The sequence below is a fragment of the Chryseotalea sp. genome, assembly GCF_057350905.1.
Window position 1 is genome coordinate 573431 of record NZ_JBMRCF010000001.1, and the last position, 24276, is coordinate 597706.

A 24276-nucleotide genomic window follows, 5' to 3' on the forward strand; every position below is an offset into this window, starting at 1 on the left:
TGTTTTATGTATGCTGATAAGATTAGTTGCCGTAACCTGGATTTTGTTGATTAGTTAAGGCATCATTAACATCTATCTCGCGTTGAGGAATAGGAAAGACCATCAAGTTTGCGTTGTAAAGGAATGTAGTAGCTCCTAAAGCAACAGATTCTTGTAATCTCTTAACATCATGTAACCGCTGACCTTCAAAGGCAAGTTCTAATTTCCTTTCATTTAAAATATCGGCTAGCGTTACAGCACCTAAAGCACCTAAGCCGGCTCTGTCACGAATTAAGTTAACATCATTAAGTGGAGTATCTCCAGTTGATGTTGCCAGACGTTCGTTACATTCAGCTCTTGTCAGATACATTTCAGCTAAGCGGATCATTTTTACATTTCCAAATGGATCTGTCCATTTTCCGGTTCTGGTTTCACCAGTACTTGGATCCACATAAAAAAGTGCTTCTCTATCGTCACCAGCTTCATAGAGTGCCAGATGACTATTCTGCACTTCGATATCCCCACGGCCACCAAAAACACCAGCGGCAAAGAAGGTTACCATGTTGTTAATACCATCAACGCTGCTTACGGGTATATCAAAGATATCTTCGACAGTGCTGGTTCCATTGAAACAGTCTTCATAATCACCAACCAACGTGTAGTTTCCTGACGTGATAACTCTGTTTGCAGCATCGCGTGCAGCAGCGTAGTTTGCCATTTGTAAGTAAACACGTGATAAAACAGCAGCAGCAGCTTCTGCTGTAGCCTTACCGGATGAAGGTCCGGATTCCAGTTTAGCCTCTGCACTAGTCAGATCAGTAACGATTTGATCATAGACTTGCTGAACAGTTGATCTGCCAATAGGATCTGTACTATTACGATTTTCTGTCAACATAAGCGGAACACCTAAATTGCTGGAGGTACTACCCGCAGAATATGGTAATGCAAAGAACTGAACCAGCTCAAAGTAAGATAATCCTCTTAAGAACAATGCTTCGCCCTCTACCTGATCACGATCCTCTTCATCAACAACATCTAACGCACTGAGTACGTTGTTCACAGTATTGATGGTTGCATAAGCCGCAATCCACATGTTTGTAACATCTGTATTGGCAGTGATCATCTCCTTTCTATATAAATCGGATACATCATTAAATGTACCAGAGAAGACAATTTCATCGTTGGCAGCCATTAATTCACTGTTTCTAAGTGTATTACCTCCAAAGTAAGCACCTACCGATAGATTATTATAAGCACCTATCAGTGTTCGCTTAACGTTTGTATCATTTACTAAAGCGATCTCATCACCTGTATTGTTAGGATCAGTAAGCTCTAGTTTATCCTCGCATGCTGAAGTAAAAACTACCATAGCTGCCAAGAATATCTTTTTATAGTTATTATTAAATATCATGGTCAATCAGTTTAAATATTTAGAAACCAACTTTAACACCTACTGTGAATGTTTTAGCCTGAGGAGCAGCGTAGAAGTCGTTACCCAGATTTACGTTTCCAGCGTTAAAGTCTGTGTTAACCTCAGGATCCCATCCCCTGTAATCTGTAAAGGTCAATAAGTTCTGGCCGGTAACGTATAGGCGCGCACTTGATAACTTCAATCTGCTGATTGCAGAAGCAGGAATGTTGTAAGCAAGTGTTAGCGTTTTCAATCTGAGATATGAAGCATCATATAAAAATCTGCTTGACGATTGAGCACCGTTATTAGCATATAATCTGGCTTGCGGAATATCTGTGATATCACCAGGGTTTTGCCATCTTCTTAATTGATCAACCGTGGAGTTATCTTCATATCTTCCGTTAGCAGACATAAAACTTCCAGCACCATCAAACACCTTGTTACCAGCAACACCTTGGAACAAAACTGATAGCTCTAATCCTTTAAAGTTTACATTAGTATTAAAGCCATAGATAGAGGTTGGGTTAGGATTGCCCAGTACCACAGCATTGGCTGCATTGAAGCTGTTTGTTGTAGCCGATCCTGTGTTCTCTCCATTTACATACCATAAGGCATCACCATTTGCAGGGTCTACGCCTGCATATTCGCGGCCGAAGAATACACCAATAGGCTCACCTACTTTAACGGCATTGAGGAAGCGAGAACCTGTTGGACCGATCTGATCCTGACCATCGTTTAGCTTTAGGATCTTGTTTTTGTTTGCAGCATAATTACCACCAACTGTTACAGAAAGATCTGATGTTTTAATAACTGTATAGTTTAAAACAAATTCAAGTCCTTTGTTTTCTAATTCACCAACATTTCTGAACTGCGTTGTAAATCCGCTGGTTGCATTAACTGGTGTATTTAACAATAGATCACTGGTCTGTTTATTATAATAATCGATTTCACCAGTCAACTTATCGTTGAAGAAACCAAAATCAACACCAATATCTAACTGGGCTGTTTTTTCCCAACGAAGTTCCGGATTAGGAATTTGACTAGGTTGAAGACCTGATTCACCACCATATGCAATACCTGTATATTGAGCAATGTAACGATAGTCAGGAATAGCAGCATTACCTGTTAAACCATAGCTAGCTCTCAACTTAAAGAAGCTGATGGGTGTAATGGATGACATAAAACCTTCCTGAGACATAATCCAGCCAGCAGATGCAGCAGGGAAAAAGCCATAACGGTTTTCAGGACCAAATTTGGATGAACCATCGGCACGTCCACTTAAGCTGAATAAGTACTTCTCATTAAACTTATAGTTTGCTCTTGCATAGAATGATGTGAAAGATTCTTCTGTAAGTGTAGAAGTTGTAATTACGGGCTCTGCAGCAGAGGTTAATTTTTTCAATTCAGGTAATGGAAAACCTTGTGCTTGTGCATCAGTAACATCTATTGACTTTTGGAGTAATTCAGTTCCAAAAGTTGCGCTGATACTATGCTTATCAATATTCTTGTCGAGAATCAGTAAAGCACGGGCAGTAGAATTGAATACCTGTGTCCATCTTGATTGACCATATCCGCCAACTGCTCTTGCATCTTCTGTAAATTCATTTTGGTAACGATCGTCATTTTGCGTTAGTAAATCGAAACCATATTCTCCCACAAGTTTGAGATCTTTAGTGATCTTGTATGAAGCATTTGTAGAGATAATATTGCGAAATACAGAGGTAACAAAGTTTGAGTTAACTAATTCCACTGTAGCAGGGTAATAAGACATTGCAGGATTTAATACATTGTCGTATAAATTTCCATCAGCATCTCTTACTGGAGTAATGGGTGCCTGAGCCACAAGCTGTAACGGGGTTGAGAAAGCATTGTCGGCAGATAAACGATTGTTGATAGAGTTGGCAATGTTTACGTTTAATCCAAAACTAAGTTTATCGGTTGCCTTATGATCAAGATTTAAGCGACCTGAAATTCTTTTGAAGGCATTTCCAATTAAAATACCATCCTGATCAGTATAACCACCACCGAAATAGAAGGTAGTCTTATCACTACCACCGCTGGCTGTGAAGTCGAAAGAGGTGAAGTTAGCTTTTTGGTAAGCTTCCTTTTCCCAGTCTGTATTTGTTTCTAAGGTTCTCCAGTCAGTATGCCCACCAAGGTAATCCATATAACCTTCCCAGAATTCTAACCATGAGTTAGGGTAGTCAGCAGGGTTGTTAATGGGATCAAAACCATCACGTAAGTCATTGTTGTATGCAGATTCACGCATTAACTCAACGTACTGCTCTGAATTAAGAAACTCTCTGTTTCTTGTTGGCTTACTTGTTCCAAACTGATAGTTTGCAGTAAAGTTAGTTTTACCTGCTTTACCTCTTTTTGTTGTAATAAGTACAACACCGTTTGCAGCACGTGCTCCATAAATGGCTGAAGCAGCAGCATCTTTCAAAATCTCAAGTGATGCAATATCATTTGCATTAAGATCTGCTAAAGCATTTGTTGCAGCACCATTACTAGATAAGTTGTCGGCATTCACAATCATACCATCAACAACATAGAGTGGTTCATTACCTGCACTGATTGAAGATGAACCACGAATTCGGATATTCATACCTTGTGCCAGTTTACCATTTTGAGATGTAACTAATACACCTGCAGATCTTCCTTGCATGGCCTGCTCGAAAGTGGTAACCGACAAATTCTGGATAGCATCGCCATTGATTTTGGAAATATTACCAGTAAGGTCTTGTTTTAGCTGCGTACCATAACCAACTACAACTACTTCGTTAAGTTGTGTTACATCTAATCCCAGAGATACATCAACAACATTTCGTTCGCCAATGGCTACCTCAGTTGTATTTAGACCGATGAAAGAGAACACTAAGGATGGTGATCCGCCAGAAGGAACACTTAATTTGTAGTTACCCTCAACATCTGTTACGGTTCCCACAGTTGTTCCTTTAATGACAACGTTTACACCCGGTAAAGCAGTGCCATCTTCAGAAGAGGTCACTTTTCCGGAAACAGTTCGTTCTTGGGCGCTCAATGTCAGGGTTAACGACATGAACAATCCCACTAAGAGTAGAATTTTCCTCATAAATTTTAGGTTTAGTTTGATGCTGTAAAGTAATAAAAAGCAGTAAAATCTTCTACTTATATCACTTTATAGATCAATTAAATTTTGCTAAATGAGGAAATAGTACCTAAAGATTGGTTAGTAAGCCCGCACTAGTTTACCATCGAGGTAATTGATGAAGGACTTGTTGACAACACGCATACCACCCGCAGTGGGGTAGTTACCCGTAAAGTACCAATCGCCTTTGTGGTTAGGAATGGCCTTATGAAGATTATCAACTGTTTGAAAAACAACTTCTAAATCTGCTCTCATACCAACAGGTCTTACAATGTCGGTGATCTTTGCAGAGATTTCTTCATCGCTGTATTGATTGTACAGGGTTTGTATAAAGTTTTTGTGCTGCTCATGGCCTTTGGCTGCCTGGCATCTTTCATAAACTTCGTCCAACATATAATCTTTGCCATTATCTTTTAGAAGCTCGCGCATGGCGCGGAAGGCAACAAACTCGCCCATCTTGCTCATATCAATGCCATAGCAATCGGGGTAGCGTATTTGTGGACAAGACGATACGACTACAATTTTCTTGGGCTCTAAGCGATCCAGCATTTTCAGAATGCTTTTCTCCAGGGTTGTGCCTCTTACAATAGAGTCGTCAATGACCACAAGCGTATCAACGCCTTTACGAATTACTTCATAAGTAGTGTCATACACATGCGATACAAGATCATCACGGTGCTCATCATCGGTAATAAAGGTGCGAAGCTTGGCATCTTTAATAACAATTTTCTCAATGCGTGGCCTGAAAGAGAGGATATCTTCGGCATCATCCATGGTTGGCTTTCCTTCCAGCAATACTTCTTTCTGTTTTTGGATCAGATATTCTTCTACACCGGCCATCATGCCATAAAAGGCTGTTTCGGCTGTGTTGGGAATGTAAGAGAAGACAGTATTTTTTAAATCGAAGTTGATGGCTTTCAATACCTGAGGTACCAATAATTTGCCAAGCTGTTTACGCTCTCTGTAGATATCGGGATCGTTACCGCGTGAGAAATAAATACGCTCGAAACTGCAGGATGCTTTTTCTCCCGGCTGAATAATCTGATGCTGCTCATACTCGCCACTTTTAGTAACGATTAGGGCATGCCCGGGCTTAATCTCTTCAATCTGGTTATAGTCAATGTTAAATGCAGTTTTAATAGCTGGCTTTTCAGAAGCAACGACAACGATCTCATCATCGGCATAAAAATAAGCAGGGCGAATACCATTGGGATCGCGTACCACGAATGAAGAACCTGAACCAGTCATACCAGCCATGGCATAGCCGCCATCGAAATCTTTACAGGCGCGTCTGAGTACACGGGCTATTTCAATTTCGTTTTCTATAATTTCGGAAATCTCTTTATTCGAAAATTGATCTTTATACTTTTCGAAAAGACTTTGTACTTCTTCATCCAGGAAGTGACCGATTTTTTCCATCACGGTTACGGTGTCTACTTTCTCTTTAGGATGCTGACCGAGACCTACCAGAATATCAAAGAGTTCATCAACATTGGTCATGTTGAAGTTGCCGGCCATGACCAGGTTACGGCTTCTCCAGTTGTTCTGGCGTAAGAAGGGGTGAACGTTTTCAATACTATTGCGACCATGTGTGCCGTAGCGAAGGTGGCCTAACCAAAGTTCTCCGGTAAAGGCCACATTTTCTTTAAGCCACTGCTCGTCTTTAAATCTGTCTTTTCCGAGTTTTTGTGCTTTTCTGAATTTCTTACCTATTTTTTTAAAAAGGTCAGCCACGGGCTGCTGTTTAATTGAACGGTAGCGACTGATGTACCTGTGTCCTGAATCTACGTCAATTTTAATGTTGGCAATACCGGCTCCGTCCTGACCTCGGTTGTGCTGCTTTTCCATCAGCACATACATTTTATTCATCGCGTAGGTTGGGCCGTACTTTTCTACGTAATAAGAAAGTGGCTTACGCAGGCGAACCATGGCAATGCCACATTCGTGAAGGATTTCGTCAGTCATGATTGGAGCGTATCAAAGTGCAAAGTTAATCCTATTCAACCAACCCATCAAACCAGATGGCATGAAGAATAGCACTAACAGCATGATAACCACAATTATTCCGAAAAGATTTACTGGTACTGATTTTTTAATCGTAAGTGCTTGACTTTCTGCCTTTAAAAAGGCCTGGTAAGGAATTTTTAAATAAAAAAAGAGTGAAACAACGGTGCTGAGTAGGCCCACAAAAAACACCATCAGGTAAATAATGGCCTGTGAACTTTCATAGATTGACCATAAGGAGGAGAAAATGAAGAGTTTGGCCATAAAGCCTGCTGTCGGGGGTAAACCGGTTAATGATACCAGACCGATTAAAAGCATAATGGAGGCAAAAGGGTACATTTTTCCAACTCCGGCATAATCTTCAATTTCCACTACCGCGTGCTGCTCGAAATGAGCGATGTACCAAAACACCAGGTAATTGGCCAATAGAAAGGCCGTTGCATAATACAGCATTACCACTATACCTTGTTCAGTAAGTGTTATGGCACCAATCAACAAAAAACCGCTTTGCGCGATGGATGAATAGGCCATCATACGTTTCGGATTTTTTTGTAATAAGGCAGCAAAGTTGCCTATGACCATGGTGAGTACAGCAATAAGGCTAATGATAATATACCAACGGATAGAGGAGGATCCGCCCAGGTTTAAAGCTTGGACAAAGTGAATGAGAATTCCCAACCCTGCTAACTTAGGCACCACCGAAAAAAAGGCAACGACAGGTGTAGGCGATGCTTCATACACATCAGGCGCCCACGGATGCACCGGTGCACTACTCATTTTGAACAGAAATCCAACCAGTACAAAACACACGCTGATAACTAAAAAATAATTTTGTCCACTCAAGATGGCCTTAGCGAATTCAGCGGATGTGAAACCTAGCGTAAGTGTTTGACCATAGAGCATGGACATACCATACAACATGATGGCTGAAGCTACGGATCCAAACAAAAAGTACTTGAGTGCAGCCTCCATACTTTTTTTCTGAAAGCCGAATGCGGCTAATGCATACGAGGGAAGGGAGATAAGTTCCAACGCAAGAAAGGCCATTACCAAATGACTACTCATGACTAACAGATGTGCTCCCAAGGTAGCTGTAGCAATCAAGGCATAATATTCTCCTTTGCGTTCTTGTTGTGAATAGGAGAGAAGTACCGTAAGCACAGCCGCCAGATCAATCAGTATCTTTAAGTAGATAGAAAAACTAGTAAGCCGAAGCATACCGCTGAAGAGCGGAATATTGGAGGATACTTCATGATACTGGAACAATGATAGAATGAATATTCCGGTGAAAAATAATAACGCAAAAATATCAGCAACTCTTCCCTGTGCTTTAGTAAATAGACTGGCTAGCAAAAGAATAAGCACACTGATACACAGCAGTAGTTCGGGAAAAAAATACCCCAGACTTAATTGAATCCATTCTAACTTTTCTGCTATCCCCTGCATGGTTATGGCTGAAGTAAAGCTTTTACCATTTTACCACTTTCAATAATAGAGGTACTGAAGGCTTCGGCAAAAGGATTAATAAAATTAAGTAGTACTTGAGGGAAGATACCTAAAGCAACTGTAATAAAGAGAAGAGGGATTAGCATGATCTTCTCCCGCAAATCAACATCGGCCAAATTGCCATTGATGCCTGGTTTTACATGAAACTTACCAAAGAACATTCTTTGTAATGTCCATAAGTAATAGATAGCGCCCAACACTAAACCGAAAGTAGCCACGATAGCAAAGCTTTCATGCAATAAATAGTTGGTGCTACCGGATTTAAATGCCCCAAGGAAAACCATGAGCTCCGCCATAAAACCAGACAGCCCCGGTAAGCCCAGGGAAGCAAAGAAAGCAATAAGCGTAAAAGTAAAGTAAACAGGCATCTTACTTGAAAGTCCTGAGTAGTTACCAATCATTCTGTCGTGGGTGCGATCATACAATACACCTACCAATAAGAATAACATAGCTGAGATTATGCCATGACTCACCATTTGATAAATAGCTCCCGCACTCCCTTCCGGTGTAACAGAGGCAACACCAAGCAATACAAAGCCCATGTGTGAAACGGAAGAATAGGCAATCAGTCTTTTTAAATCTTTGCTGGCCATGGCAGCAAGGCCACCATATATGATAGACACCACACCAAAGAGTGCCACTAACCAACTTAGCTCCAAAGCAATATCCGGAAAGATGGGATAGGTAATTCGGAGTAAGCCGTAACCACCAATTTTTAATAATAGTGCAGCCAGTAAAACAGAAATAGGTGTTGGCGCTTCCACGTGTGCATCAGGCAACCAGGTGTGCAGGGGTATCATGGGTAATTTAATACCGAAGCCAATGAATAGTAAGATGAAGGCCCACGTTCTGGCCGACATACCTAATATACTTACGTTGCGTTGCGGATCTAAAATAGAATTGCTGATAATGTTGTTTACCTCTTGCATGTCTACCAGACTAAAAGAATGGACGATCAATTGTCCATCACCTATACTTTGCGTTGACAGGTAAAGCGCAATCATTACGATCAGGATGAAGATTGAACCCAATAAGGTGTAAAGGAAAAATTTGATTGAAGCATATTCCCGTTTAACACCTCCCCATATACCAATGAGAAAGAACATGGGTAACAACATAAACTCGAAGCAGAGATAAAAGAGCAGGAAGTCCTGAGCACAGAATGTACCAATGACCGCAGCGTTTAATATAAGCAGCAATGCAAAATAACCCTTAGGACTTTTTTCAATTTTCCATGAAGAGATAACTGCAATCAAAACCACAATTACCGATAATGCTACCAAGGGTAAGCTAAGACCATCGACCCCTAAAAAGTAATTAGCTTTGAGAATACCCCAGGCTCCCATGTCCAGTGTAATCCAGGGTTTTAGTTCAATAAGTTGTAAACCATGTTGTTGTGTTGAGTAGTGACTGAAGATCAACAGTAGAACAATAACCTGAAGCAGACTGGCTACGAGGGCTATTACCCTGAATTGCCTGAAAGTTGAAGGCATAGCAAGCGTTACCAAAGCACCTGCCAACGGTATTATAAGCAATAAAGAAAGTAAATAGGCTTGCATCAGCTAATACAACATGTTAAAACAAAATCCAAAATAGAAAAATTATCAGTGTGATGGTTGTCCAGAAAATATAAGTCTGAATTTTACCGCCACTAAAAGAACGCAACAAAGCCCCCGTCTGTCTTGCCCCCCAGGCGATTCCATTCACAGCGCCATCGATAATCCACTTATCGAACCAGGCGAGTAGATGCGCAAAAGTTACCTGCGCATAAGCTAACACATGAATAAAACTATCAATCCCTTGATCACTCTTCTGCACAGAATAAGCCAGGGTAAGCGCAGCTTTCTTTCCAGCTTTATCATATACCCTGTCGAGGTAGTAGCCATTTTTAAAAACAGGATAGACGCTCGTTACTTCTTTTTTTCTATACCACCACCAGGCTAGTACAGAGAAGGCAGGAATCAGTATCATGGATAGCCAGGTGATGAATAAATAGTGTTTAGCGGGTTGTATGCTATTGAGTAACCAGCCATTGTATTCAAGTGGATGTACAGAAACCACAAACCATAAAGAACAAACAGAAAGCAAAATAATAGGTAGGCGTAAAATCCCGGGAGCTTCATTTACTTTCAATAGAGTTGTTTTTTTAGCGGGTGCAAAGAAGATGTACCACAACATGCGCACACTGTAAAGAATCGTTAGAACAGAAGAGATGACAACAATCCAAGAGAATATAAGCTTCCATGAATTTCCTGACCAGTTAAACAAACTTACCAGAATAGCATCTTTCGATTGAAAGCCTGATAACATAGGGAAACCTGATAAAGCAGCACTGCAAACAGTAAAACAAATTACTGTAACAGGCATCAATTTCTTTAATCCTCCTAAATTCCGAATGTCCTGTGCATCGAAATGAACATGTGCACTATGCTGTGCCTGGTGGAGTACATGAATAATAGCCCCCGCACTCAGGAATAAACCTGCTTTAAAAAAGGCATGTGTAAATAAATGTAAAAGCGCAACACCATAAGCACCGGAGCCTACAGCTGCAAGCATCAAGCCTAATTGAGAAATAGTAGAGTAGGCTAGAATCTTTTTGATGTCGTATTGGTGTAAAGCAGCCAGCGCTCCCAGCAAAGCAGTAATGCTTCCGACAATCACAACTATATCCAAAACTTCAGCACTAAAGAGCGGGAACATTCTGATCAGTAAAAAAATACCAGCAACCACCATGGTGGCTGCGTGGATTAAAGCAGACACAGGGGTTGGGCCTTCCATGGCAGAGGGTAACCAGTCAAAAAAAGGAACCTGGGCCGACTTGCCCATAACAGCAATTAACAAACTGATAGCCGCAGCATTTCGCCAGAACTCATTCGTTACTTGTATTGCTTCTGTTAAGCCAAAACTAGTGGTCTGGGTATACAGAATAAGTATGGCGGCAATAAAGCCCAAGTCAGCTATTCGATTGATGATAAAAGCTTTACCAGCAGCTTTAGCGGCTGCATCTTTTTCGCGCCAGTGCCCAATAAGTGTGTAAGAAGAAAAACCCACCAGTTCCCAAAATACAAACAGCAGTAAAATATTATTAGCCAGCACTAAGCCTAACATGCAGAAAGTAAAAAAGCCCAGCATGGTATAATAGCTCTTTTCAAATTTATCACCTGCCATGTAGCCGCTGGAAAAAAGATGAACCATCAAGGAAATGAAGCTGACAATCAACACCATCACCAGGCTTACATTGTTGATGTAGAAGCCAGCGGTGATTGTAGAGTCACCTAAAACAAACCAGTTATGCTCCAAAATAACAGACGCTTCATTCCATTGCGCCAGACAAATGCTAACTGCAGTAATGGTAGTCAGTAATAGAAATAAAACAGCCAAGAGTGGATTGAGCCAACGGTATTTTTCAGTAATTAACTGCGCCAGCATAGCTGAAACAATTGGCAAAGCCAACAAACAAAAAAGTAAATTGATCAGTAGTGCCTGGCTCATCCTTTCAATTCAGTTACTTCATCAGGAACAGATGTTTTATAATGACGATACACCTGAAGAATAATCGCCAGACCAATGGCAGCTTCACAAACGGCAACAATCATTACAAACAAGGAGAATACCTGACCATCCAATGCTTGTGTATTTTTTTGATTGAAGGCGATCAGATTAATATTTGCTGCATTCAACATTAGCTCAATACCCATCAAAACCATAATGGCATTGCGCTTCACTATTACAATGACTAAGCCAATGGACAGGAGTAAGGCACTCAATATGTATAGTGGTTGTATAGGCATTAGTTCTTGCTTGGTTTAAAACCTGCAATGGTAGCTGCGCCAGCCAATACGGCTAACAATAAAATACCGGTAATCTCAAATGGCAAAACATAATCAGTCAGCAACTCAACACCAATTGTTTTTATCGTATTGCTCTCAGCTGATGGCTTTTGTAACGGCAGCATGAAGATCGATTTATTTACAAAAAAGAGAAGCAGAAAAAAGAGAGAACCACCTACTAATACACCACCGAATATGCCAGTATTACCAATAGGAATTGGCTGGGCACCAGATTTATTGGTGAGCATAATTCCAAAGATAAGTAACACGACTACACCACCCGCATACAATAGAATTTGTGCTACAGCCGAAAATTCAGCCATACACAAAATGAAAAGTGCTGCTATCCCCAATAAGCAACTCAACAAAGCTAAGGCAGCATGAAATATGTTCTTTACAAACAAAAGTATTATGGCCGATCCGGCTACCAGCACGCAAAAGAAATAAAAAATAAAGTTAAGCAGACTCATGCCGAGGGAGGACTGGGTGGTTTGATCTTGGGTTTAAAAACAGGTTTGGCTGGTTTTGGTGCTTCAGTACTATTGGCAGTTGAAGGTGCTGTTGTAGCTGTACTGGCCGCGGCCTTAAGTTTTTGATGTTCGTCCCACGCTTTCTTCTTTTCATCAATATCAGCAGCATTCATATCTCCGAAAGCAAAAGTATGTTCTTTCAGGTCAAACACGCTGAAATCATATTCCTTCGTCATGGTCAGGCATTCGGTAGGACATACCGTTGTGCATAAACCACAAAAACAGCACTTGGCCATATCAATATCAAACTTGGCCGCATATATCCGTTTGGAAGTTCCATCAGAGGTCTTACCAATTACTTCAGCTGACTTTATAGGCTCTATGGTAATGCAATCAACAGGACAAACCACAGCACATTTATCGCAGACAATGCAGTCATCTATCTCATTATGAAGCTTGTAACGCCCTATATCCGGAACAGGTAATTGAACATGCGGGTATTGTATGGTGGCAATACCCTCTCTTTCGCTAAAGTAGTCAGCGGCTTTAATTGATTTAACCGGTTGACTCTTAGTAGCTTTAAAAAAATGGCGCAGGGTTAACCTTAACCCGGCTGAAAGCGATTTAAAGGCATCGGCTAAAGAAGACCAATAAGTTACAGTTCTGTCCACAGGCATCAAAAATACAAAACAAGCCTGATAAATAAGGGTTCAAATCAGACTAGTGAAATTTTATAACACAACGCTCCGCCTTTAAAAGTTCGGGCGCCCGCGCAATATCGATGGCTGAGTTGGCATCGTCCATTTCTTCCCGCACTTTCCGCTTAATCTCCTTCATGCGCATGGCCTCGATAAAACGTTTTACGTCTTCACTATGCTCCAGCAGCAGTGGTGGAACTGTAGTGGGTTTATCGTCATCACCTTTAGCTACCATGGTAAAATAACTCGAGTTGGTATGCTTGATAATTCCGGTTTTTACATTTTGTGCTTCAACCCTGATACCCACCACCAGAGAAGAATTGCCCACATAATTAACGGAAGCATGGAGCGATACCAATTCTCCAACTTCTACAGGTTGCAAAAACTCAACCTTATCTACTGAAACTGTTACGCAATAAGTGCCCGCATGTTTACTAGAAGTGGCATAAGCCACCTTATCCATCAGCGACAGCAAAATTCCACCGTGAATCTTCCCGCCAAAGTTGGCGTAGGAGGGAATCATCAATTCTGTGATAGTAGTTTGAGAAAGGCGTACGGATTTAGGTTCCATGGTTTAAAGGGTTCTGTGACGAAGTTACAACTATCTTTTACTTACTCCGCCTCAAGTTCTCTTTTGTTCATTAACGACCTGAGCCTTAAGAAAAGAGCCAGTGCAACGAGTGTAAGCCCGATGAGTAAACCTGACCAAATGCCAATAGCCCCCATGTTAGCTTTAAAAGCCAGGTAATATCCCAGGGGCAAACCAATAATCCAGTAAGAAATAAAAATGTAAAGTGAAGGGATTTTCACATCCTGTAAACCTCGTAAAGCGCCTGCACACACTACCTGCATGCCATCAGATAATTGAAAGAAGCCGGCAATAATAAGTAAGGGAGCAGCAATGGCAATTACATCAGCATTGTTGATATAAAGTGAAGGAAACCAGAATCGTCCGATATAGAAAATAAAGCCCCAAACAAGCATGATTACTAAAGCCATACCTATCAGCGAATAAGCAGAAGCCTTTACATTTTTATAATCATTTTTACCTATGTAATTACCAATTCTGATAACTGCAGCGGCCCCCAAACCACTGGTAGTCATGTAGCTGATGGTGGCCAGGTTAATGGCAATTTGGTGGGCAGCCAGTGTATTGGTGCCGAGCCATCCCATCATGACAGCACTAAAATCGAATGCCGCCACTTCAAAAATGAATTGCATGCCAGCCGGCACGCCAATATGGAGTAGGTTGTTAAAAGTTTTTTTGGAATAGCTGCCAAAAGCAAAAATGGCACGGTAGATTCTAAGCTTACTATGGTAGAATACATAAACAGCCAAAGCAATGGCCATAAAGAACCTAGAGATAAGCGTTGCATAACCGGCACCTTCAAGCCCCATGGCTTCAAAACCGAAGTGGCCATAAATGAAGGTGTAGTTTAAAAAGATGTTTAACAGATTGGCAGCAATCATAACAACCAATGACAGATAGGTTAAAGAAAGACCATCAGCAAATTGCCTGAAAGATTGAAAGATCAGAATCGGTAAAAGGGAAACGGTGACAATACTCAAATAGGGTAGTGCCTGATCAACGGCATCCTGAGGCTGATCAATTTTATACAACAAACTCTTGCCCAGCATAACTGCAACAATCAGTATAAAACTGAGGCATACATTAATTAAAAAACCATGTCTGAAAACTGAAATGATGGATTGTTTATCCTCTTTACCATCTGCTTCAGCGACTAAAGGCGTAATCGCATAAGACACGCCAATACCAAACAACATCAATACATTAAAAATAACATTGGCCAACGATGCACCAGCCAATGGGGTAGCGCCAACACGGCCAATCATGATATTATCCATTACGCCCATGGTAACATGCCCTAATTGACTCAGCATCACAGGCAGGGCGAGTGTAATGTTTGTTTTTAAATGTTGATTCAGGGTCATGATAGAGCGAATGCGCGATGTTAAGAAATGGAAAGATCAGATATGTTTTAAACGGGCAACATATAAAATACCCGCAACGCTCATGCTATCGGTAATTGCGCCCTCCGTAATCATTTTTATGGCTTCGGTTAAAGGCACTTTTTTTACTTGCATATCGGCTTCTGTATCTTCTAATGCATTTTTGCCTTCTGTAAGTTCTTCTGCCAGAAAGATGTGTCCCTCTTCATCGGTAACTGAGTTTGAGGTGTGGAAGCGCATCAGCTTTGTCCACTTATTGGCCGTTAAGCCGGTTTCTTCTTTCAACTCCCGCTTGGCAGATTCAAGAGTATCCTGATCCAAAGCACCACCACCTTCCGGTAGTTCCCAACTCCACTCATTGAGCGTGTAACGATGTTGCCCCACCAACCAGATATTATTGTCCAGATCAAGGGCAACTATGCCGATGGCTTTATTTTTAAAGTGAACCTTACCATAAATACCCTTGCCACCTGCAGGGTTAATCACCTGATGTTCTGTTAAAGTGATCCACTTATTATCATATTTTATCTCTGTAGATAAGGTTTCCCACGAGGATTGTTGATTTGACATATGCGATTCTTCGAATCTTAAAATTTAAGCTTGCAACTTAAGCAATTATACCAAGCTTTTGTTCTTGCGGTTGAATCCTTTGTGGCTACATGCTCAATAGCTTAATCCAGATTTGAAACTCTATTTAACGCTAACCCTAATCCTTCTATTTTTTAGTAGCTATCTGAGAAAATCAGCGTAATCTGTGGCTACTAAATTGACTTTCATTTTAATTTTTCTAAAACAAATCGAATGGATTAATTAATTTGTAGGTAAAATTTAACCGCTGCTAACATGGGACTTTGGGACAGAATTAAAAATGAATTAATCGACATCATCGAATGGACAGATGACAGTACCAATACAATGGTTTGGCGTTTTCCGCGCCATCAAAATGAAATTAAAAATGGGGCACAACTTACGGTAAGAGAAAGTCAGGTAGCGGTTTTTGTGAATGAAGGTAAGATAGCAGATGTTTACCAGCCAGGTAGGGTAAAACTGAGTACAGAGAACATGCCTGTACTAACCACACTCATGGGTTGGAAATATGGCTTTAACAGTCCCTTTAAAGTTGAAGTATACTTTGCTAACACCAAAAACTTTACTGACAACAAGTGGGGAACCAAGAACCCCATTATGCTACGCGATGCTGAGTTTGGGCCTATTCGTTTGCGTGCTTTCGGAACTTATGCAATTAAAGTAATTGATGCCGGTAAGTTTATTAAAGAAATTGCAGGCACACAGGCACATTTTACCACTGAAGAAGTAACAGAGCAATTGCGTAACCTGATCGTTACCCGCTTTACGGATGCCGTAGCAGAAAGTAAAATTCCTGTTTTAGATCTGGCAGCTAACTATGATGAGTTGTCGAAATTCATAAGCAGTAAAATCAATCCTGAGTTTGGCGAGTATGGACTTGAGGTAACAAAATTCCTGGTGGAAAATATTTCATTGCCACCAGAAGTAGAGACTGCGCTGGATAAGCGTAGCAGCATGGGTATTTTGGGTAACCTCAACCAGTATGCGCAATTTCAGGCAGCGAATGCCATGGAAGCGGCTGCCAAGAATCCCGGAAGTGATGCCGCCTCAGGTATGGGTATGGGCATGGGCTTCGCTATGGCGCAGCAAATGGGGCAAATGTTCAATCAGCAAAATCAAAATACACAGACAGGTAATCAGGCACCACCACCTTTGCCAAACGCAGCTGCTTATTTTATTGCCGTCAACGGACAACAACAAGGTCCTTTAACCATAACAAGTTTACAACAAATGCTTCAGCAAGGTACTTTTAGTCGTGAAAGTCTGGTTTGGAAACAAGGCATGAGTGCATGGATAAAAGCGGGTGAGGTGGCAGAATTGGCCTCGTTATTTGGTGCAGTGCCGCCACCACTTCCACCACAATAATCCTTGAATGCTGATTGATAATTTCTTCCTGACGTCATGAGTAATTTTACAGAAAGCACTAAAGCCATTAACCTCGAATTGGCATGCCAGAGTTGTGGGGCATTGCTTAAATTTAAGCCAGGCACCCGGCATCTGGCTTGCGAATATTGTGGTGCACAAAATGAAATTGCGCAACCTGATCTAACAGGAAAGATAGAGGAAACACCACTGGAAGATTTTCTTGCGAACAACTTCGATAAAGAAGATCAAATGGAAGTGGCTACCGTAAAATGTGATGGCTGTCACGCAATATCTTCCTTCGATCCTAAAACAAGTTCAGACAAGTGTCCTTTTTGTGCTTCGCCTTTGGTTATTCAGTCTGGCACTACTTCCAGCATGCACAAACCACAATATGTGCTTCCTTTTGGTATCGATGAGAAGAAGGCAAGGCAGCATTTCGCCACATGGTTAAAGGGCTTATGGTTTGCACCCAATGATTTGAAGCATTATGCCGATCGGGCAGGTAAACTTTCGGGCATGTATTTACCTTACTGGACTTTCGATTGTTCTACTGACACTTCTTACACAGGCCAAAGAGGCGAACATTATTATGTTACCGAAAACTACACCACTACAGAAAACGGCAAGTCTGTAAACAGAACCAGACAGGTACAAAAAACAAGGTGGTATCCCGCCAGTGGTCATGTTAATAATGTTTTTGATGACCTCTTAATTGAAGCAACAACTTCTTTAAAAAAAGACAAACTTCGAGCTCTGGAACCCTGGGATGTGAAAAATCTGGTGGAGTACAACGACAAATATTTGAGCGGTTTCCGAACAGAAACGTATCAGGTAGAAATACGAAGTGCCTACCAACAAGCCAAGCAAAGGATGGAGCCTATTATTGAGCAAAGCATCCGGCAAGACATTGGTGGTGATACCCAAATGATACATTTTACAAACAGCACGTATAAGGATCCTACCTTTAAGCACATCCTGATGCCAGTCTGGATTAGCGCCTATCGTTTTAATAATAAACTTTACCAATTCCTGATCAATGCAAGAACAGGTGAGGTGCAGGGAGACAGGCCCTTCAGTGCTGTTAAGATTACTTTTGCCATCTTGGGCGGTTTATTATTACTGGCACTTATTTACTTCTTCATGCAAAACCAGTCTTAAATTTATAGTTTACTTATTTTAAGTATAACACACTGAAAATTAGGTATAAACACCTAGGTATTTTAATACATCGTTTCATTCACGTTCTGTTACCTTTATAGTATAAATGAACAGCGTTATGAAGCGCACACTTAATCTCAATGCATATTGGGAAAGAATTGCCCCCGAACTCATACTCATCGTCAGCATACTTATTGTAGGCATAATTTCCTATTTGAAATTCTAAGCAGGACGCGCAATTATTGTTAACATTGTAGCCTGATCCAAAAAGCTGCCATTGTTACAATCCTCTTTTACACCTGATAAAATCGAAGCTGGCTGCGATGAGGTAGGGCGTGGTTGTCTGGCAGGGCCAGTGGTAGCTGCTGCCGTTATTCTTCCCAAAAATTTTCAGCATGATTGGCTCAACGATTCTAAAAAGTTACCTGCTCAAAAGCGCAAGGCATTGGATGCTATCATTAAAAGTGAAGCACTGGCCTGGGCCATTGCTGAGGTAAGTCCACAAGAGATTGATCGGATTAATATTTTAAAAGCTTCCTTTAAGGCCATGCACCTGGCCTTAGATCAGTTGAAATTACAGCCTGAAGTATTGCTGATTGATGGCAATCGTTTCACACCCTATAAGAAAATAAGTCACCACTGTATTATTAAAGGCGATGGTAAATTTCTGTCCATCGCTGCAGCCTCTGTGTTAGCTAAAAATTACCGCGATGATTTAATGGAAAAACTCGCACTTCAGTTTCCTGGCTATGCCTGGGAGCGCAACGTGGGCTACCCAACCAAAGAACATCGATTAGGAATCGAGCGACTTGGTGTTACACCACATCACCGTATGAGTTTCCAGTTACTGCCAATACAAGGTGAGTTGTTTTGACTATATTGTTATAAAATGAGCATTTTAATCACCTAGGCCATCCATGAAATTCTTCAAGAAAAATCCCGATCAATTTGATTTCGAGCTTGAACGAATATGTTTAACCTGTGAAAGCAAATTTCAAGGCAGGTACTGCAATAAATGTGGTGAAAAAGTAATTGAGCCCTATGATCGATCAATAAAACACTTTTTCGATAATTTACTCAATGCCTTCACCTTTATTGATGGGAAGTTTTTAAATAGCTTTAGAACAATGCTGCTTAAACCAGGAAAGATGTCAGCAGATATTGCCATTGGCAGGCGGCAGCCCTACATGAAGCCAGTGGCTTTCTTTTTTGTTGGTAATTTCATTTATTTCTTTTTTCCGATATTCCAAACCTTCAATAGTAGCCTTTATGCGCAGCTCAATTTCATGCCTTATAGCGAATGGATCGAGCCTTATGTTCAAAGGTACTTGCAAGAAGCATCAATTGACCATAGCGTGTTTGCAGAAAAGTATAATGCTACCTCAACCAATTGGGCTAAGATTTTACTGATTCTGATTGTGCCTATTACTTTTCCTTTTTTATTTCTGATTAATTATGCTAAAAGGTTGTTCGTATCCGACCACTTAATCTTTACCTTCGAGTTAGCGTCTTATATCCTCTTTATCCCAACCATTCTCTTGTCTTTTTTGGTAGCACTTATTCAAGTAATAGCTCAGATTCTTGGGTTTAACACAAGTCAATTCGATATTGATACTTATGCTGCGCCTACGGTTGCCATCTTGACAGGCTATATGCTTTTCTTCGGACTGAAACAATTTTATCAATTCAAATGGTGGCGCATCATCTTATCAACAGCTACTCTTTTGACTTCATTGATAATCGTTATTCATTGCTATAGATTTTTACTTTTTGTAGTTACCATGTGGTCCTTGAAGTAATTTGAACTTCACGATAATCTTTTTAGTTATTCAACTATGTGTCTAATTTTTTTATCCCTTAATAATCACCCTGCCTATAAACTCATTATCGCAGCTAACCGCGATGAGTTCTATCAGCGCAAAACAGCAGCAGCCGACTATTGGCCGGACCACCCTCAAATTTTAGGGGGGCGCGATTTAGAAGCCAGCGGCACTTGGATGGCCATGAACAAAATGGGTAGGGTGGCCATGGTAACCAATTACCGCGATTTGAAGAATCTTAAGCAAACAGCCCCATCGCGTGGTGCTTTAGTCTCTGACTTTCTGCTGACAGACATGCATGCTAATGACTATCTGCAAAGTATAGAGCCAAAAGCTGTAGCTTATAACGGATTTAATTTGTTAGTGGGTAATGTTGATGACCTTTATTATCTATCTAATTACAAACAAGGAATAGAAAGACTTAACACTGGCATTCATGGCTTAAGTAATGCTTTATTAAATACCCCCTGGCCAAAAGTCGAAAAGGGTAAAGCATACTTTGCCTCGCTTATTAACAAGCCGGAAGTTGACCCTGAAGTATTGTTTACCATGCTCTATAACGAAGAGCAGGCCGCTGATAATTTATTGCCGGATACAGGTGTCGGCATAGAACGTGAACGTATGTTGTCCTCCATGTTTATCAAAAGCCCCAATTATGGTACACGCTGCTCCACAGTGATGCTGGTGCGTCATGATAATCATGTTCAGTATCATGAGCGTGTTTATGACTTACAAACTTTTGCGCACAGCACACGTACCTATGAGTTGGTTGTGTAAACCCTTCTTAACAATTTTCTTCAATAGTGTTATGCTTTAAATGGCAGAATGCTTGCTGTGTAATCTGTCAGACCGCTGAAAGCGGAGGTAAACAGCGGTCAGACAGATTTGGGTAGATGACACACCTTTTTATACTTTTATCCATACATTAGAACATGAGTAAAAAATCCAAAGTGCCCTTTGCCCTTCGATCCATCCAGTGGCTCTTCCCTAAAGTGGAGGCTACATCATCGGCATTGGCAGCCCGTTGGTTTCAACACTTATTTTTTACACCAATTCGTTACAAGTCACCCGAAAAAGAAGTAGAGATTGCGCGTAGTGCCAGGCAGTATAAACTTCTGGTTGGAGAGAAGCATATTCAAATCTACACCTGGGGTGAGGGCATACCTGTGTTAATGGTTCACGGCTGGGCCGGCAGGGGAACACAGTTCCGAAAATTTGTTGAACCTTTTATAGAACAAGGTTTCAAAGTGGTGGCGATTGATGGCCCTGCGCATGGAAAAAGTGATGGCAGCAAAACAGAAATCATGGAGTTTGCGAGCGTTATTGAAAGCGTATACATGAAGGAAAAAGCAGTGGCCATTATTGCTCATTCGTTTGGCGGGGTTGCCAGTTTATATGCCATGGCTAGCGGGCTGCAAAACAAAGTTCAGATTAACATAGCCAGCCCAACCATTGGGGAAGAAATCATCAAATCTTTTCTGAAAGCCTTAAAAGCATCGGAACGCATTGGCAAGTTGTTTCGTGGCTTTATCCTGAAGCAAACAGGTAAGCATTTTGAAGAATTCTCCGCCCTTGAGATTGTCAAACGCATTCCTCATGAATTTGATCTTTTACTCGTTTATGATGAAGACGATGAAGAGGTGACCATGGAACATGCCCATGCCATCAAAAAGGTTTATCAGCAGGCAATTTTGTTTCAAACCAAAGGCTTAGGACATAACAGAATTCTGAAAGAGGATAAAGTCATCAACCGTTGTGTAACATTTATCCAGCAGAAAACGTCAATACAGCAATAATTTTGATAGAAAACTGTAATTTTCAAGACTTAGCGCTACTTATTGCATATGAAAATCATCGAAACCAAGAACATCTCACGCGAGTACAAAATGGGTGATAACATTGTCCGTGCTTTGCAGGATATTTCTATCACCATCGATAAAGGTGAATATGTAGCTTTTATGGGCCCCTCTGGTTCAGGTAAGTCAACTTTAATGAATATTGTAGGCTGTTTGGACACCCCCAGTGGTGGAACATACATCCTTAATAATCAGGAGGTAAGCGACATGACAGAAAATGAACTGGCCATGGTGCGCAATAAAGAAATTGGTTTCGTATTTCAGACCTTTAACCTTTTGCCAAGGGCTTCTGCACTTGAGAATGTAGCCTTGCCGCTTATTTATGCTGGTTACAGCAAGTCAGACCGTGATGAAATGGCCATGGAAGCATTGAAGAGTGTAGACCTGGATAACCGCTGGCACCACAAACCAAATGAGTTGTCGGGTGGTCAACGCCAGCGTGTGGCTATTGCCCGTGCTTTGGTAAATAATCCATCGATCATATTAGCCGATGAACCAACAGGTAACCTCGACTCCAAAACATCTTACAGTATCATGAATCTTTTTCAAGAACTTCATGACAAAGGTAATACGATCATCATGGTAACACACGAAGACGATATTGCCCATTATGCACACCGCATTATTCGTTTAAAGGATGGTTTGATTGAGTGGGATAGAAAGAATGAAAATGTAAACAGGGGAGAACCTGTTGAACACTAATCCTTTTTCTGTGTTGAAAGACCATATCAATTTTAGATATTGTCTTTCAATTTGAGACTGCCATGAAAATCTACACAAAAACCGGAGACCAGGGAACGACATCATTATTTGGTGGTAAGCGCGTGTCAAAAGCAGATTTGCGCATTGATACTTACGGGACGGTAGATGAATTGAATTCCTACATAGGTTTATTAAGAGATCAGGTGGTCAATCAGCCCAGGCTTAATGACTTACTTGAAGTGCAGGATAGATTGTTTACCATTGGCTCCATACTGGCCACAGAGCCGGGTAATCAAAAAGTAAAAATTCCACACATCGCAGAAAGCGATATTGATTTTTTGGAAAAGCGCATGGATGAAATGGACGCCAAGCTTCCACCAATGCGCTTTTTTGTATTACCAGGAGGACACCAATCTGTTTCATTTTGTCACATTGCGCGAACCGTGTGCAGACGAGCCGAACGCTTAACCATTGCCCTCAATACAGAAGAGCCTGTGGATCCATTGGTAATCAAATACCTGAATCGTTTATCAGATTATATTTTTGTGCTATCCAGGATGATGTCGCAAGAACTTAATATTTCGGAAAGTCCCTGGAAACCAAGGATGTAGATTTTCAGCCTTCAAATTAAACGCCAGAGGCTTTCAAATTCCTAACAATCGTTAGTCGACTTCGGATTATTGAATTATCTTGCCGAAAAATCAGGAATACGACATGATAGCCACTGAAAAGATCAGCATTCAAAAAGTATCGAAAAGCCGTTTACCGGAAGTAGATTTTGCCAATATCCCATTCGGCAAGATTTATACAGACCACATGTTTTTGGCTGATTATAAACAGGGCGAATGGCAGAATTTCAGAATTGTGCCTTATGGCTACATGCCCATCAGCCCGGCAACACCTGCCTTGCATTATGGTCAATCTATTTTTGAAGGCATGAAAGCCATTAAAGGCAATGATGGATCCGCTTTTGTTTTCAGGGCACTTGATAATTGGAAACGCATGAACATTTCTGCTGAAAGAATGTGCATGCCATATATCCCTGAAGACTTATTCATGGAAAGCTTAAGTGCGCTCATTGATTTAGACAAGTCATGGATACCTACAGCAGAGGGTAGCTCATTGTACATCAGACCTTTTATGTACTCTGCAGATGAGTATATCGGTATCAGACCATCAGAGAATTTTACTTTTCAGATTATACTTTGTCCGGTGGGTTCATATTACTCCACTCCGGTAAAAGTAAAAATTGAAAAACACTATACAAGAGCAGTAGCCGGAGGAACGGGTTTTGCGAAAGCAGGAGGTAACTATGGTGGTGCTATTTATCCGGCAAAATTAGCACAAGACAAAGGCTACCATCAACTTGTTTGGACGGATGGCGTTGAGCACAAATACATAGAAGAATCTGGTACTATGAACGTGATGTTTGTCATGGACAATACTTTGATAACACCTGCATTAAGCGACTCTATTTTAGCAGGTATTACACGCGACAGTGTATTGAGCCTTGCGCGCCATTGGGGAATGAAGGTAGAAGAAAGAAGAATTTCAGTAGATGAGTTAGTAATCGGACTGGAGAAGGGTTCGGTAACAGAAGCCTTTGGTGCAGGAACCGCGGCTACCATAGCCCATATTGAATTGATCGGGCACGAGGGCAAAGATTATTACCTTCCTCCGATTGAAAAGCGTGAGTTTTCGAACAAAGTGTATAAAGAATTAGATGCCATAAAAAATGGCAGCCAGCCAGATCCCTTTGGCTGGATAACAAAAATGTAAATGAAAAGC

Annotated in this window: 21 protein-coding genes; 9 read left to right on the forward strand and 12 right to left on the reverse strand. The window is 41.0% G+C overall.

Annotated features, from left to right (window positions below):
* Nucleotides 1–22 precede the first annotated feature (22 nt).
* From ACO1XM_RS02550 to ACO1XM_RS02605, 12 genes are all read right to left on the reverse strand, one after another.
* Entirely contained in the window at nucleotides 23–1390 is a 1368-nt protein-coding gene (locus tag ACO1XM_RS02550) for a RagB/SusD family nutrient uptake outer membrane protein (RefSeq protein ID WP_486225540.1), read from the reverse strand.
* A 19-nt stretch (nucleotides 1391–1409) separates the two neighbouring features.
* Nucleotides 1410–4484, reverse strand: a complete 3075-nt coding sequence (locus tag ACO1XM_RS02555) for a SusC/RagA family TonB-linked outer membrane protein (protein ID WP_486225541.1) — start codon at nucleotides 4482–4484, stop codon at nucleotides 1410–1412.
* 117 nt (nucleotides 4485–4601) lie between these two features.
* Nucleotides 4602–6485, reverse strand: a complete 1884-nt coding sequence (locus ACO1XM_RS02560) for an amidophosphoribosyltransferase (protein ID WP_486225542.1) — start codon at nucleotides 6483–6485, stop codon at nucleotides 4602–4604.
* Nucleotides 6486–6497: 12 nt separating this feature from the next.
* Nucleotides 6498–7970, reverse strand: coding sequence for an NADH-quinone oxidoreductase subunit N (locus ACO1XM_RS02565; protein ID WP_486225543.1), 1473 nt, complete (start codon nucleotides 7968–7970; stop codon nucleotides 6498–6500).
* A 2-nt stretch (nucleotides 7971–7972) separates the two neighbouring features.
* The gene (locus ACO1XM_RS02570; RefSeq protein WP_486225544.1) at nucleotides 7973–9589 is read right to left on the reverse strand and encodes a complex I subunit 4 family protein; all 1617 of its coding nucleotides are present in this window, start codon (nucleotides 9587–9589) and stop codon (nucleotides 7973–7975) included.
* A gap of 16 nt (nucleotides 9590–9605) precedes the next feature.
* Nucleotides 9606–11522, reverse strand: coding sequence for an NADH-quinone oxidoreductase subunit 5 family protein (locus tag ACO1XM_RS02575; protein WP_486225545.1), 1917 nt, complete (start codon nucleotides 11520–11522; stop codon nucleotides 9606–9608).
* Nucleotides 11519–11821 (reverse strand): NADH-quinone oxidoreductase subunit NuoK, encoded by a 303-nt coding sequence (gene nuoK / locus ACO1XM_RS02580; protein WP_486225546.1) that lies wholly within the window; start codon nucleotides 11819–11821, stop codon nucleotides 11519–11521. The genes ACO1XM_RS02575 and nuoK overlap by 4 nt, the downstream gene beginning before the upstream one ends.
* A complete protein-coding gene (locus ACO1XM_RS02585) occupies nucleotides 11821–12330 on the reverse strand; it encodes an NADH-quinone oxidoreductase subunit J family protein (RefSeq protein WP_486225547.1) in 510 nt (169 codons plus the stop codon). Before ACO1XM_RS02585 ends, nuoK begins: the two co-directional genes overlap by 1 nt.
* Nucleotides 12327–13001, reverse strand: a complete 675-nt coding sequence (locus ACO1XM_RS02590) for a 4Fe-4S dicluster domain-containing protein (RefSeq protein ID WP_486225548.1) — start codon at nucleotides 12999–13001, stop codon at nucleotides 12327–12329. The genes ACO1XM_RS02585 and ACO1XM_RS02590 overlap by 4 nt, the downstream gene beginning before the upstream one ends.
* A gap of 49 nt (nucleotides 13002–13050) precedes the next feature.
* A complete protein-coding gene (locus ACO1XM_RS02595; protein WP_486225549.1) occupies nucleotides 13051–13599 on the reverse strand; it encodes an acyl-CoA thioesterase in 549 nt (182 codons plus the stop codon).
* A 41-nt stretch (nucleotides 13600–13640) separates the two neighbouring features.
* A complete protein-coding gene (locus ACO1XM_RS02600; protein WP_486225550.1) occupies nucleotides 13641–14981 on the reverse strand; it encodes an MATE family efflux transporter in 1341 nt (446 codons plus the stop codon).
* 36 nt (nucleotides 14982–15017) lie between these two features.
* Nucleotides 15018–15569, reverse strand: a complete 552-nt coding sequence (locus ACO1XM_RS02605; RefSeq protein WP_486225551.1) for an NUDIX domain-containing protein — start codon at nucleotides 15567–15569, stop codon at nucleotides 15018–15020.
* Between the two features lie 273 nt (nucleotides 15570–15842).
* On the opposite strand from ACO1XM_RS02605, the gene ACO1XM_RS02610 reads away from it, so the two are divergent.
* From ACO1XM_RS02610 to ACO1XM_RS02650, 9 genes are all read left to right on the forward strand, one after another.
* Nucleotides 15843–16952 carry an SPFH domain-containing protein gene (locus ACO1XM_RS02610; RefSeq protein ID WP_486225552.1) on the forward strand — a complete coding sequence of 370 codons (1110 nt, stop codon included), beginning with the start codon at nucleotides 15843–15845 and terminating at the stop codon, nucleotides 16950–16952.
* 36 nt (nucleotides 16953–16988) lie between these two features.
* Nucleotides 16989–18110 (forward strand): TFIIB-type zinc ribbon-containing protein, encoded by a 1122-nt coding sequence (locus ACO1XM_RS02615; RefSeq protein ID WP_486225553.1) that lies wholly within the window; start codon nucleotides 16989–16991, stop codon nucleotides 18108–18110.
* Between the two features lie 277 nt (nucleotides 18111–18387).
* Nucleotides 18388–18984, forward strand: coding sequence for a ribonuclease HII (locus tag ACO1XM_RS02620; protein ID WP_486225554.1), 597 nt, complete (start codon nucleotides 18388–18390; stop codon nucleotides 18982–18984).
* A 43-nt stretch (nucleotides 18985–19027) separates the two neighbouring features.
* Complete coding sequence (locus ACO1XM_RS02625) at nucleotides 19028–19909, forward strand: DUF3667 domain-containing protein (RefSeq protein WP_486225555.1); 882 nt, start codon at nucleotides 19028–19030, stop codon at nucleotides 19907–19909.
* Between the two features lie 36 nt (nucleotides 19910–19945).
* Nucleotides 19946–20707, forward strand: a complete 762-nt coding sequence (locus tag ACO1XM_RS02630; RefSeq protein ID WP_486225556.1) for an NRDE family protein — start codon at nucleotides 19946–19948, stop codon at nucleotides 20705–20707.
* A 155-nt stretch (nucleotides 20708–20862) separates the two neighbouring features.
* On the forward strand, nucleotides 20863–21726 hold the full coding sequence (locus tag ACO1XM_RS02635; protein WP_486225557.1) for an alpha/beta fold hydrolase: 864 nt from the start codon (nucleotides 20863–20865) through the stop codon (nucleotides 21724–21726).
* Between the two features lie 48 nt (nucleotides 21727–21774).
* Nucleotides 21775–22488 carry an ABC transporter ATP-binding protein gene (locus ACO1XM_RS02640; RefSeq protein ID WP_486225558.1) on the forward strand — a complete coding sequence of 238 codons (714 nt, stop codon included), beginning with the start codon at nucleotides 21775–21777 and terminating at the stop codon, nucleotides 22486–22488.
* A gap of 62 nt (nucleotides 22489–22550) precedes the next feature.
* Nucleotides 22551–23099, forward strand: a complete 549-nt coding sequence (locus tag ACO1XM_RS02645; protein WP_486225559.1) for a cob(I)yrinic acid a,c-diamide adenosyltransferase — start codon at nucleotides 22551–22553, stop codon at nucleotides 23097–23099.
* A 103-nt stretch (nucleotides 23100–23202) separates the two neighbouring features.
* Nucleotides 23203–24267 (forward strand): branched-chain amino acid aminotransferase, encoded by a 1065-nt coding sequence (locus ACO1XM_RS02650; protein WP_486225560.1) that lies wholly within the window; start codon nucleotides 23203–23205, stop codon nucleotides 24265–24267.
* Nucleotides 24268–24276 lie beyond the last annotated feature (9 nt).

Bases quoted from the DNA above. Each gene is read 5' to 3' on its own strand.
- ACO1XM_RS02600 (WP_486225550.1), bottom strand. From the start codon at position 14,981: ATGACCCTGAATCAACATTTAAAAACAAACATTACACTCGCCCTGCCT.
- ACO1XM_RS02645 (WP_486225559.1), top strand. From the start codon at position 22,551: ATGAAAATCTACACAAAAACCGGAGACCAGGGAACGACATCATTATTT.
- ACO1XM_RS02560 (WP_486225542.1), bottom strand. From the start codon at position 6,485: ATGACTGACGAAATCCTTCACGAATGTGGCATTGCCATGGTTCGCCTG.
- ACO1XM_RS02595 (WP_486225549.1), bottom strand. From the start codon at position 13,599: ATGGAACCTAAATCCGTACGCCTTTCTCAAACTACTATCACAGAATTG.
- ACO1XM_RS02565 (WP_486225543.1), bottom strand. From the start codon at position 7,970: ATGCAGGGGATAGCAGAAAAGTTAGAATGGATTCAATTAAGTCTGGGG.
- ACO1XM_RS02570 (WP_486225544.1), bottom strand. From the start codon at position 9,589: ATGCAAGCCTATTTACTTTCTTTATTGCTTATAATACCGTTGGCAGGT.
- ACO1XM_RS02605 (WP_486225551.1), bottom strand. From the start codon at position 15,569: ATGTCAAATCAACAATCCTCGTGGGAAACCTTATCTACAGAGATAAAA.
- nuoK (WP_486225546.1), bottom strand. From the start codon at position 11,821: ATGCCTATACAACCACTATACATATTGAGTGCCTTACTCCTGTCCATT.
- ACO1XM_RS02610 (WP_486225552.1), top strand. From the start codon at position 15,843: ATGGGACTTTGGGACAGAATTAAAAATGAATTAATCGACATCATCGAA.
- ACO1XM_RS02640 (WP_486225558.1), top strand. From the start codon at position 21,775: ATGAAAATCATCGAAACCAAGAACATCTCACGCGAGTACAAAATGGGT.
- ACO1XM_RS02575 (WP_486225545.1), bottom strand. From the start codon at position 11,522: ATGAGCCAGGCACTACTGATCAATTTACTTTTTTGTTTGTTGGCTTTG.
- ACO1XM_RS02630 (WP_486225556.1), top strand. From the start codon at position 19,946: ATGTGTCTAATTTTTTTATCCCTTAATAATCACCCTGCCTATAAACTC.
- ACO1XM_RS02650 (WP_486225560.1), top strand. From the start codon at position 23,203: ATGATAGCCACTGAAAAGATCAGCATTCAAAAAGTATCGAAAAGCCGT.
- ACO1XM_RS02555 (WP_486225541.1), bottom strand. From the start codon at position 4,484: ATGAGGAAAATTCTACTCTTAGTGGGATTGTTCATGTCGTTAACCCTG.
- ACO1XM_RS02625 (WP_486225555.1), top strand. From the start codon at position 19,028: ATGAAATTCTTCAAGAAAAATCCCGATCAATTTGATTTCGAGCTTGAA.
- ACO1XM_RS02615 (WP_486225553.1), top strand. From the start codon at position 16,989: ATGAGTAATTTTACAGAAAGCACTAAAGCCATTAACCTCGAATTGGCA.
- ACO1XM_RS02585 (WP_486225547.1), bottom strand. From the start codon at position 12,330: ATGAGTCTGCTTAACTTTATTTTTTATTTCTTTTGCGTGCTGGTAGCC.
- ACO1XM_RS02550 (WP_486225540.1), bottom strand. From the start codon at position 1,390: ATGATATTTAATAATAACTATAAAAAGATATTCTTGGCAGCTATGGTA.
- ACO1XM_RS02635 (WP_486225557.1), top strand. From the start codon at position 20,863: ATGAGTAAAAAATCCAAAGTGCCCTTTGCCCTTCGATCCATCCAGTGG.